General features: G+C 58.4%; 10 protein-coding genes. All 10 read left to right on the forward strand.

Translation table 11 applies throughout. The features are described from left to right. The first annotated feature begins 4 nt into the window (after window positions 1-4). The 10 genes from liaF to aroF all read left to right on the forward strand — a co-directional run bounded on the left by liaF (window position 5) and on the right by aroF (window position 10,549). Complete coding sequence (liaF, locus tag KB449_RS06845) at window positions 5-1,183, forward strand: cell wall-active antibiotics response protein LiaF (RefSeq protein ID WP_282907662.1); 1,179 nt, start codon at window positions 5-7, stop codon at window positions 1,181-1,183. A gap of 6 nt (window positions 1,184-1,189) precedes the next feature. Continuing rightward, window positions 1,190-2,230: a sensor histidine kinase gene (locus KB449_RS06850; protein ID WP_282907663.1), complete on the forward strand. Its 1,041-nt coding sequence runs from the start codon at window positions 1,190-1,192 to the stop codon at window positions 2,228-2,230. A 6-nt stretch (window positions 2,231-2,236) separates the two neighbouring features. Next, the gene (locus tag KB449_RS06855; RefSeq protein ID WP_282907664.1) at window positions 2,237-2,914 is read left to right on the forward strand and encodes a response regulator; all 678 of its coding nucleotides are present in this window, start codon (window positions 2,237-2,239) and stop codon (window positions 2,912-2,914) included. 253 nt (window positions 2,915-3,167) lie between these two features. Beyond that, window positions 3,168-3,581 (forward strand): YugN family protein, encoded by a 414-nt coding sequence (locus tag KB449_RS06860; RefSeq protein WP_282907665.1) that lies wholly within the window; start codon window positions 3,168-3,170, stop codon window positions 3,579-3,581. A gap of 218 nt (window positions 3,582-3,799) precedes the next feature. Next, window positions 3,800-5,512, forward strand: a complete 1,713-nt coding sequence (locus KB449_RS06865) for a S1C family serine protease (protein WP_282907666.1) — start codon at window positions 3,800-3,802, stop codon at window positions 5,510-5,512. Window positions 5,513-5,582: 70 nt separating this feature from the next. Then, complete coding sequence (locus KB449_RS06870) at window positions 5,583-6,269, forward strand: response regulator transcription factor (RefSeq protein ID WP_282907667.1); 687 nt, start codon at window positions 5,583-5,585, stop codon at window positions 6,267-6,269. A 3-nt stretch (window positions 6,270-6,272) separates the two neighbouring features. Then, window positions 6,273-7,805 carry a sensor histidine kinase gene (locus tag KB449_RS06875; protein WP_282907668.1) on the forward strand — a complete coding sequence of 511 codons (1,533 nt, stop codon included), beginning with the start codon at window positions 6,273-6,275 and terminating at the stop codon, window positions 7,803-7,805. 30 nt (window positions 7,806-7,835) lie between these two features. Further along, window positions 7,836-8,786: a 4-hydroxy-3-methylbut-2-enyl diphosphate reductase gene (locus KB449_RS06880; protein ID WP_282907669.1), complete on the forward strand. Its 951-nt coding sequence runs from the start codon at window positions 7,836-7,838 to the stop codon at window positions 8,784-8,786. Between the two features lie 47 nt (window positions 8,787-8,833). Then, on the forward strand, window positions 8,834-9,340 hold the full coding sequence (locus KB449_RS06885; RefSeq protein ID WP_282907670.1) for a DUF2062 domain-containing protein: 507 nt from the start codon (window positions 8,834-8,836) through the stop codon (window positions 9,338-9,340). A gap of 147 nt (window positions 9,341-9,487) precedes the next feature. Further along, entirely contained in the window at window positions 9,488-10,549 is a 1,062-nt protein-coding gene (gene aroF / locus KB449_RS06890; protein ID WP_282907671.1) for a 3-deoxy-7-phosphoheptulonate synthase, read from the forward strand. The last annotated feature ends 443 nt before the right edge of the window (window positions 10,550-10,992 follow it).

Consider the following 10,992-nt stretch of genomic DNA (forward strand, 5'->3'; position numbering starts at 1 on the left):
CCCTATGCAGCAATCGGTGCTTCACCGCATTTTTTGGGGCTTTATTCTGATCGGCGGCGGCCTGATCTTTTTATTGAATCAGAGCGGGATCATCGAGGTGGATATCGGCTATCTATTTTCGAACTACTGGCCCGTCTTGATGATCTTTTTCGGCATTCAGGGGATGCTGCTGCAGCGGAGAAACGGATTCGGCTGGAATTCGATCGTCGTTTTGATGGGACTTTTTTTCCTGGGGCGCAATTTGGGATGGCTGCATTGGGAGCTCGGCGATTTGATTCGTTTCGCCATTCCCGCCGCTCTTATCATAGCCGGTCTCAATATGGTTTTCAGAGGAAGCGGTTGCGGAAAATCGAAAAAGAAATGGGAGGAAAGCGGCTGGAACGAAGTGACGCCTCCGCCCGCTCCCAAGCCGTTCGAAGCTCCGCTGCCGCCGCCTCCTCCGCCGCAACCGTATGACAGCCCGACTGCTTTTGCCGATGATCCCGTTCCGGGAGACTCGCACGCGGCCGAGCGGCGTTCGGAGGATCCTGGCGAAGGCGATGCGCGAGGGCGCGGCTGGGATCCGACCGATCGTCTGAGCCAGCGCATGGAGCGGCGCCAGGAACGGATGGACCACTTCAACGCCAGGATGCAGGAGCGCGTCGAACGGATCCATGCCAAGCACCGCGAGCGTCATCAAGCCAAGGCGCGTGAACGTCATGCGAGGCACGGACATTTCGATGAGCAAGCTTATGGCGGGGGCAACGAAACCGAGCGGATGTGGAAGGAATATCACCGCCCGCCCGGCCATTCGATGCGAGGATCCCGTATCGACCACAGCCGATTCATCGGCGACGTGCACATCGGACAGGAGATGTGGGAGCTTCAGCCGATGAGCATCTCGCATTTTATCGGAGACACGACGATCGATCTGACGCGCGCACATATTCCCGTCGGCGAGACCCGTATCTACGTATCCGCGTTTATCGGGGACGTCAAGGCGTATGTGCCGGGCGATCACAGCGTCGGCATCCGCGTCGTCTCGAGCTGCCTGATCGGAGACGTGAAGGTGCTGGAGCAGAAACGCGGCGGCCTCTTCAATCAGATGTCTGCGGAGACGCCGGGATTTCAGGATACAGACAAACAAGTGGTGCTTATCGTTAGCTGCTTCATTGGCGACGTGCGCGTGACGAAGGTGGGATAACGACTGATGCCGAAGCTGCTTCGCAATATCAAGTGGGAGTGGGCTTTTTATGCGACGCTCTCGGGCGCCGTCGTGGTGGGCGTCATCTACGGCCTGTGGCGTCCTCATATTGAGGCGCTGCCTGCGGGCGCGGCCATCTACAGGCTGATTCCCTTGCTGATCGCCGTCCGGATCGTCAGCGCGTACTTCCGGGGCAGGAGGTATCAGAGCCGTATCGACGCGCTCCAGGAGGCGCTCAAGCAGTCGGCCGCCGGCAATTGGGAGGCGAGGCTCCCGGAGGAGCGGACCGATGCGTTCGCCGGCTCGTATCGCGAATTCAACCGGCTGCAGCTGGGGCTGGCCGAACGGCTTCGCCTGCTGCAGCAGCTCGGCGAGAAGGAAGTGATGGGCAAGGCGGCCACCGTAGAGGAAGCGGTGCTCGAGGAGCGCAGGCGGCTGGCCAGGGACCTTCACGATACGGTGAGCCAGCAGCTGTTCGCCATCCATATGAGCGCTTCGGCGCTGCCGGCGCTCGTGGACAAGAACCCCGAGCATGCCGGCCGCGTCATGCAGCAGCTCATCGAGATGTCCAAGGCCGCGCAGCGCCAGATGCGCGGCCTGATCGCGCAGTTGCGGCCGCTGGAGCTGCAGGGCAGGACGCTGCCGGAGGCGCTGGACCGCTGGTTCCCGGATTACTGCCGGCAAAACGGCATGCAGGGCACGCTCGACGTGCGCGTATCCGCTGCGCTGCCGCCCGCCATGGAGCATCAGCTCTTTTTGATCATTCAAGAGGCGATGGCCAACGTCATGAAGCATTCGGGCGCGGACGAAGTCAGGCTCGTCCTGGGAGAGACCGACAGGCAAGTACTGTTATCGATCGACGACGACGGCGATGGCTTCAGCGCGGATCGGGTCAAGGCGGGCTCGTACGGGCTGACCACCATGCGCGAGCGCGCGATTCAGCTCGGAGGCGACGTCGAGATTGCGACCAAACCAGGCGCTGGCACGCGTATCAAGGTCGGATTGCCCAAGTTCGCCCATGCGATCGAAGGAAACGGAAGGGGATAATCGGAAATGAGCGGAATAAGCGCGATGCAAAGCCCGAGCGGCGTATTGATCGTAGACGATCACGAGATGGTGAGGGCCGGCATTCGGACGTATCTGATGCTGGACGACCGTTTTGAGGTGATCGGGGAGGCTTCGGGCGGGCAGGAAGCGATCGACCGGCTTGACGCCGGCGCGTACGGAGGCCGAGTCCCCCAGCTTGTGCTGATGGATCTGATGATGCCCGGCATGGACGGCGTCGAGTCGACCCGCGCCATGCTGGCCAAGTATCCGCATGTACGCGTCATTATACTGACGAGCTTTCTGGAGGATGACAAAATTGTGGCCGCGATCGAAGCGGGAGCCGTAAGCTATGTGCTCAAGACGGTGTCGGCGGACGAGCTCGTCTATGCGATGCAGGGGGCGCTGCGCGGCATGCCGGTCATGAGCGGCGACGTCTCGCAGGCATTGACCCGCGGCCTTCGCAGACGGACGGCGCAGGATGAGGACGAGGGACTGACGGAGCGCGAGCGGGAGGTGCTGCTGCTCATTGCCGAGGGCAAGTCCAACAAGGAGATCGGGGACGAGCTGCATATCAGCATCAAAACGGTGAAGACCCACGTCAGCAACCTTCTTATGAAATGCGAGCTCGAGGACCGGACGCAGCTGGCTATTTTCGCGCACCGCAAGGGGTGGGCCAAGGCGTAGGCGAAGCGCAGGAAAAGGGGCGAGCGCATAGTCGATTCGCGAAATAACGATGCGCCGCATACTTATTTGGCGCGTACGATGTGCCGTATTCTTATTTGGCGCGTAGCTGGCTGGAATGGCGGAACAACGATGTACCGCATTCTTAAGCGGAGCGTGGCGGGCCATCTGACTGAATGACGAACGGGTGACGATGCCGGCGAGGTTTAGCTTACCAGTCAATCGGGCATTATATGGCTAAAAAGGCGGAATACCCATGCAGCAGCTGTCATCGCGACTTGCTTCGACGCAGGTTTCATACATTCAGGCGCAGGAAGGCCTTGACGATCTCGGATTTAACCTGGGCGGCAACTGGGATTACAAGACCGGCTCGTTCGACCGGGCGCTCGACAGAGAGCACAAGGTCTGGCTGCGGCTCCCCTTCGAGGTGGAACGGGGCGAGCTCGACGCAGAAGCGGAGAAGACCGATGCGATCATCCGGTTTGGCCAACCTTATGTCCTGAGGCACGAATATGAGGAAGGCCTGGATCAGGACGCGCAGCCGCGCACGCTCGGCGGTTTTTTCGACCAGTTCGCCGCGCCTTCGAACCCCGATGCCCAAATCGACGAATCATGGATCCGCGAAGCGGAGAGAGTGCTAGAGCAAGCGGAGGCTAAGTTTTTACACTAACCGCTATTAACCGGATTTACTAAGCGATCGTCCGCCAGTTAGATGGGGATATTCGAACGGCAGCCCTCCGGCGACACGGGGGGCATTTCTCTTTTTTTAACTTTTTAATATTGATTCAGTTCACTTTAAGATTGTTTTAAGGTAAGTAGGCGAATATGTAGTCAAGAAGAACAACGACCGCAGGCGCTAACGCCACGGTGACATGGGAGGAATCGAACATGGACGATCAGAACAAAAAGCCGGAAGACAATCTCTTCGGGTTCCGATATGGCAACGAACGCGAAGAGAACGGCGAAGAGGGAACGGCGAAAGGGCCGGAGTTCCGGTATGCGGATCATGCGGAAACGCGCGAGACGAACGCACGCGAGGAAGGCTACAGCGAAGCGGCTTCGGGTTCGGATACGCCGGACGCCGGATTTACGCCTCACAGAGAAGAAGAAACGAGGTTCACTTACGGACCTTTTGGCTCGGACCGCGAGCGCAGCACATCGTATGGCTCAGCCTACGATAGCGGCAGCGGCGCGAGCGAGCGTCCCGCGACGCCGGCGGTTCAGCAGACCGAAAGGGAGTACCGGCCGTTCACTGTATCGGGCAACGGCAGGAACTGGGAAGCCTCCAAGCCTCCGCGCAGATCTTCGATCCGGTCGGTATTCGCTTCGTTCATGGCCGGCGTAGTCGTCGTCGGCGGACTGATGTTCGCGGCCGATCGCGGCGACTGGTTCAGCACCAAGGCCGCTGCACCGGCATCGGCCGCGGTATCGACGCCCAGCGACAATGGCGGCGCCAAGACGGTAGCCAATGTCACCGATACGGTAAGGCCGAACAACATCTCGAAGATTTTCGAGCAGGCTAGCCCGGCAGTCGTTAAAATCGAAACCTACGTCAAGGCTTCCAGCCGCGGCAGCTCGGGCAACAGCTGGATGGACGACAATCCGCTGTTCCGTCAGTTTTTCGGCGATGATTATGGTGACGGCTCCGGCGGAAACGGGGGCAACGGCGGCAACGGCAGTGGCAACGGGTCGGACGGCAGCGGTTCGCTGCAGGAGGAAGGCATGGGCTCTGGTTTCATTTTCGACTCCACGGGCTATATCCTGACCAACCAGCACGTAATCGCCGACGCGGACGAGATCAAAGTTACCGTTACCGGCCATCAAGAGCCCTATACGGCGAAGCTGCTCGGCTCGAGCTACGATCTGGACCTCGCGGTGCTGAAGATCGAAGGCACGGACTTCCCGACGCTTAAGCTTGGCGATTCCGGCGCTTCCAACATGGGCGACTGGGTCGTGGCGATCGGCAATCCGTACGGCTTCGACCACACGGTCACCGTCGGCGTACTCAGCTCCAACGAACGCGAGATCAGCATCCAGGATTCGGACGGCACGCGCAACTACGAGCACCTGCTGCAAACGGATGCTTCGATCAACCCCGGCAACTCCGGCGGACCGCTGATCAATCTCAACGGCGAAGTCATCGGCATCAACACCGCCGTCAGCTCGCAGGCGCAAGGCATCGGCTTCGCAATCCCGACGAGCACGATTACCGAAGTGCTGGATAACCTTAAATCCAATACCAAGATTCCGGCGAAGCCGTCTCCGTTCATCGGCGCGACGCTGCAGGACATCAGCAGCTCCGCCGCACGCCAACTGGGACTGTCAAGCACGGACGGTTCGCTCGTCAACAGCATTTTGTACAACTCGCCGGCTTACAAGGCTGATCTCCGTCAATACGACGTCATCCTCGGCATGGACGGCACGAATTACAAGACGAAGGAAGAGCTGATTGCCGCGATTCAGAAGAAAGGCGTAGGCGACAAGGCAGTGCTGAACGTGTACCGCGACGGCAAGAAGATCGATCTGACGCTCACGATCGGCAACAAGAGCGATTTCGAGGATCAATCGACGCAGCAGCAACAGCAACAGCAACAACCGTAAAATTATCTGCTACAATAGCGTTAACGGGGCAGTCGCCGAGACTGCCCTATTCTTTTAGACGGAGGAACACATGAGACCGCATATTCTCGTTATCGACGACGACGACAAAATCACCTCCCTGCTGAGGCGCAGCCTGGCTTTCGAAGGCTATGAAGTTTCCACCGCATCGAACGGTCCCGCGGGACTTGGCATTGTGGCGGACAAGTCCGCTGACCTGGTCATCCTTGATGTTATGATGCCGGGGATCGACGGCTGGGAAGTGTGCCGCAGACTGCGGACCGCAGGAATCAACGTGCCTGTGCTGATGCTGACGGCCAAGGACGACGTGCAGGACCGGGTGAAGGGACTGGACCTCGGGGCCGATGATTACCTCGTGAAGCCGTTTGCGCTCGAGGAGTTAATGGCCCGCGTACGAGCACTCATGCGTCGTCGCCCCGAGCCTGCCGGAGAGAACAATCGGCTGCGCTTCGACGATCTGGTGCTCGATGTCGACGGACGCGAGGCGATCCGCGGCGACAAGCGCATCGAGCTGACCGCCAAGGAGTTCGACCTGCTCCACCTGTTCATGCAAAATCCGAAGCGCGTCCTGTCGCGCGATCAAATCATGGACAAGATCTGGGGTTACGACTATAGCGGGGAGTCCAACGTCCTCGAGGTCTACGTGGCGATGCTGCGCCAGAAACTGGAGGAATACGGGGACAAGCGTCTCATTCAGACGGTGCGGGGAGCGGGCTATGTCCTGAAGGGAGACAGCTAGGTCATGTCGATCAGGCTGCGATTGACTTTGTGGTATTCGGGGCTGCTGGCAATTGTTCTAATCGCATTCAGCGTCATTATGTATGTGGTCGTATCCCAGAATACGATGGGCGTCATTAAAACGCGTCTGGCTAACGAAGCCGATAAAATAGTGGTACAAGTATCGCCGGATGATCTGGATCTTAAGCCAAGGGCCTCTTCTCCTTTCGATCTCATCATCGCCGTACAGGTCGTAAATTACACGCAATCGTTCGAAGGGGTCGTAAACACCAAGTCCAGCAATCTGATCGCTTCCAATATCACTTTTCCTTTCCCCTCGGCCAAGCAAGCGATAGACGGCACCTATCGGACGGTCACGCTCTCGGGAACTCCCTTTTTAATTTATGAGAAGCGGCTGGAGCTCGGCGGACAATTGCTGGGGCTGCTGCAAGTTGGCGCTTATACGGGGAAGGAAATCGACTATTTATCCCAGATGAGGGTCATTATCGGCGCCGCCGGCCTCGCCAGCCTCGTTCTTGCCTTCGTTATCGGCCTCTTTCTCGCGCGTAAGGCGCTTCGTCCGATCGAGAAGGTCACGGAAGCGGCGGAGCGCGTGCAAAGCGGTTCGGATCTGAAGCTGCGGATTCCCGGCGAGAGCCAGGACGAGATCGGCCGCCTCACGCGAACGCTCAATCATATGCTGGAGCGGGTCGAAAAGGCGTATAATGTACTTGAAGAATCGAACACGGCGCAGCGCAGGTTCGTATCGGACGCATCGCATGAACTGCGGACGCCGCTGACCACGATTCGGGGCAATGTGGATCTGTTGGAAAAGGTCTGGACGGAGACGAGCTCCGGCGCGGCGGCCGAAGAGCAGGACGGCGCAATTGCGAAGCCTCGGCTGTCCCTGGCGGAGCGGGAGGAGCTGTCGCGCGAAGCGCTGCACGACATCTCGGACGAAGCGCGGCGGATGAGCCGGCTCGTCAACGATCTGCTGTCGCTGGCGCGCGCGGACGCCGGTTATGTCGTGGACAAGGAGCCCATCGAGCTGCTGCCCCTGGTCGAAGAGGTGGCCCGCAGGGCCGGATTTCTGCCTCGCAAGGCGGAGTGGGTTGTCGGCCCGCTGGACGCGCTTGTCGGCATACGTGTCGTGGGCAACCGGGATTACCTCATGCAGCTGCTGTTCATTTTTATCGAAAACGGATTTAAATACACGCCCGCCGGCGAAGTTCGCCTGGAGGTATACCGTCAGGATGATCGTGTAGGCTTATCCGTCACCGATACGGGCATCGGCATCTCCAAAGCCGATATGCCCCGCATCTTCGACCGCTTCTATCGGGCCGACGAATCTCGCGGACAGACATCCGGCACTGGACTAGGTCTCTCGATCGCCAAGTGGATCGCGGACATGCACCGCGCTTCCCTGGACGTCCAGTCCCGGCCCGAAGGCGGCAGCCGCTTTACCGTTTGGCTTCCCGTCGACTTTTCCGATCGCCCGGATTACGGTATAATAGAGGCATCGGTACGCCCGGCTGTTCCCGAATCGGAACAAAGCTGACAGGTACGGGCGAGAAAGCGGGTTACGAAAATGGAGATCGTTAAAATTTCCCCTCGCGGATATTGCTACGGCGTGGTGGATGCCATGGTGCTTGCCCTTCAGACGGCGCGCAACCTGGATCTGCCGCGCCCCATTTATATTTTAGGGATGATCGTGCACAACAGCCACGTGACCGAATCGTTCAAGGACGAGGGCATCATCACGCTGGACGGCGCTAACCGCCTGGAGATTCTGGAAGGCGTCGAGTCCGGCACCGTTATTTTCACAGCGCATGGCGTCTCGCCCGAGGTCCGCAGAAGGGCCAGGGAAAAAGGACTGACCATCGTGGATGCCACCTGCCCGGACGTGACGAAGACGCACGATCTGATCCGCGAAAAGGTCGGAGAAGGCTACGATATCATTTACATCGGCAAAAAAGGACACCCCGAGCCGGAGGGCGCTATCGGGATCGCGCCAGACCGCGTGCATCTGATCGAGAACGATGCAGATATTGCGGAACTTCGACTTGCCGGCGACCGTATTATAATAACGAATCAGACGACGATGTCGCAGTGGGATATCCGACATCTCATCTCGAAGCTGCTCGAGACGTTTCCCCGAGCGGAGGTCCACAACGAGATATGCTTGGCGACGCAGGTTCGTCAGGAAGCCGTTGCCGAGCAAGCTAAGAATGCGCAGCTCTGCATCGTTGTGGGCGATCCCCGGAGCAACAATTCCAATCGACTCGCCCAAGTATCGGAGGAGATCTCCGGCGTGAAGGCTTACCGCGTCTCCGACGTCACGGAGATCAAGCGGGAGTGGCTAGCAGGCATCGAACGCGTGGCCGTCACTTCCGGCGCATCCACGCCGACTCCGCTGACCAAGGAAGTCATCCAATACCTGGAACGATATGATCAGAACGACCCTTCGACCTGGGAGATCCGCCGCACCGTCAACATGAGCAAGCTGCTGCCGACGGTTAGAGAAAAAACAACCATTTGAGCCTTTCTTGGCTGGAGTGGCGCCGCAGGCCGCGAGAAAGGAGCGCCATGCAACAACGTCTTCGCAAGTTCGTCCGCTATCTGAAGCTGCAGTACGTCAAGCTGCTTCGCGCCAAGGGCGGGGCTTATTCAATAGCGATGGGATTTGCGATCGGGCTGTTCGTCGAGATGTTTAATCTGCCGACCTACGGCACCTCGTTCGTTCTCATCTTTCCGCTGATCTACCTGCTTCGGGGCAACTTGCCCTCGGCGCTGGTCGGATTCGTTTTCGGCAAGCTGATCTATATCCCGATGTCCGTGCTGAACAAGATGGTGGCGGACGCGGTGATGCCTGCGCACTTCGCGGTGAACTTCTCGTTCCTGCCGGAGAAAGTTAACCATTTTCTGCTGTTTAACCTCAAGATGATCGTCGGGGGGATGATCGACGGTCTCGCGCTCGGCATTTTGTTTTTCTTTCCGATCTGGTACAGCGTCCAGGCGTTCAAGCGCAAACGGAGAGAAAAGCGCCGCGCGAGAAAAATCGTCATTGAAGCGAACAAGCCGGCCATGGAATGACATGAGAAGACGATAGCCCCGGGGATTGACACCCGGGGTTTTATCGTCTATATTTACTTTAGTGCTTAAAAGCGTATAAGCGTCGAAGCGAACAAGCGCGAAAGTGAATGTGATGATAACCAATATCGAATCCGGGAGCGTGTCCTTATGATCGTCATAACTTCTCCGCATATCTCCGAAGAACGCATCTTGGAGATTGCCGAATATATTCAAAAAAGCGGCGTACAGCCTCATATCTCGCGCGGTACGGACCGCACGGTCATCGGCATCATCGGCAAAGCCGAGCCGTCGCTCGCGGAGCATATCCGCTCCATGCACGGCGTGGAAAACGTCATCAAGATTTCCAAGTCCTACAAGCTGGCAAGCAGAGACTTCCACCCGGACGATACGATCATCGAGGTGAAGGGCGTGAAGATCGGCGGCGACAACCTGGTCGTCATGGGCGGACCGTGCGCGGTCGAGACGCCGGAGCAGATCGACGAGATCGCGCGTCTGGTCAAGGCGGCCGGCGGCCAGGTGCTTCGCGGCGGCGCGTTCAAGCCGCGTACCGGTCCTTACAGCTTCCAAGGAATCGGCGTGGAAGGCCTGAAGTGGATGAAGGAAGCCGGCGAGAAATACGGCTTGCTCACCATCACGGAGGTCATGGCGCCGGAGTTCGTCGACATTTGCGCAGAATACGCGGACATCATGCAGGTCGGCACGCGCAACATGCAGAACTTCGATCTGCTTCGCAAGCTCGGCACGATTCAGAATCCGGTGCTGCTGAAGCGCGGGTTCAGCGCAACGTATGACGAATGGCTGAACGCGGCGGAGTACATCCTGGCGGGAGGCAATCCGAACGTCATGCTGTGCGAACGCGGCATCCGTACCTTCGAGACTTACACGCGCAATACGTTCGACCTGGCTGCCATCCCGGTCATCCAGCAACTGTCTCATCTGCCGGTCATCGCCGACCCGAGCCATGCGACGGGACGCCGCGAGCTGGTCGAGACGATGACGAAGGCATCCGTCGCCGCAGGGGCAAACGGTCTCATTATCGAGATGCATACCGATCCGGACAACTCGGCGACGGGAGACGGCGTGCAGTCGCTATTCCCGGACCAGTTCGCGAACCTGCTCAAGGAGCTCGAGCAGCTCTCGCCGCTGCTCGGCAAGCGTTTCGATACCGCCAAGGAGCCGGCCGAAGCGTTTGCGACTTGGAAGAAGTAATAGAGCATTGGATGAAGGACCGCCAGGCATGCCGGCGGTTCTTTTTTATATGTTGAGAGAGTTGTGTCGCGGCCTTTTAAACGATGGAAGCGGACTTCAGGCGAGCTATTCGCAAAGAAGTAGTTGTGATGCGAAATGTGGACCCGAGATCACACGGAGCAGCGTTACACGAAGAAACCGTGTAAGTTGCGCAGAATCCGCCGCCTGGGAGCGACGTTACACAGAAAAACCGCGCAACGCTCGAAGAAACCGCCATCCGGAAGGAAAGTTATACGGAAAAACCGTGAAACTCTGCAGAAACCGCCACCGAGGAGTTGAGGCACACGGAAAAATCGCATAACTCCAAGTCAATTTCATAATTCAAAAAATCGCTAGTTTAAACAAACCTAATCAAAGATTTGACGAATAACGTTCGGTTTTGGGCTTATTTCCGAATCTCAGAG

The organism is Cohnella hashimotonis, assembly GCF_030014955.1.
Taxonomy (GTDB): Bacteria; Bacillota; Bacilli; order Paenibacillales; family Paenibacillaceae; genus Cohnella; species Cohnella hashimotonis.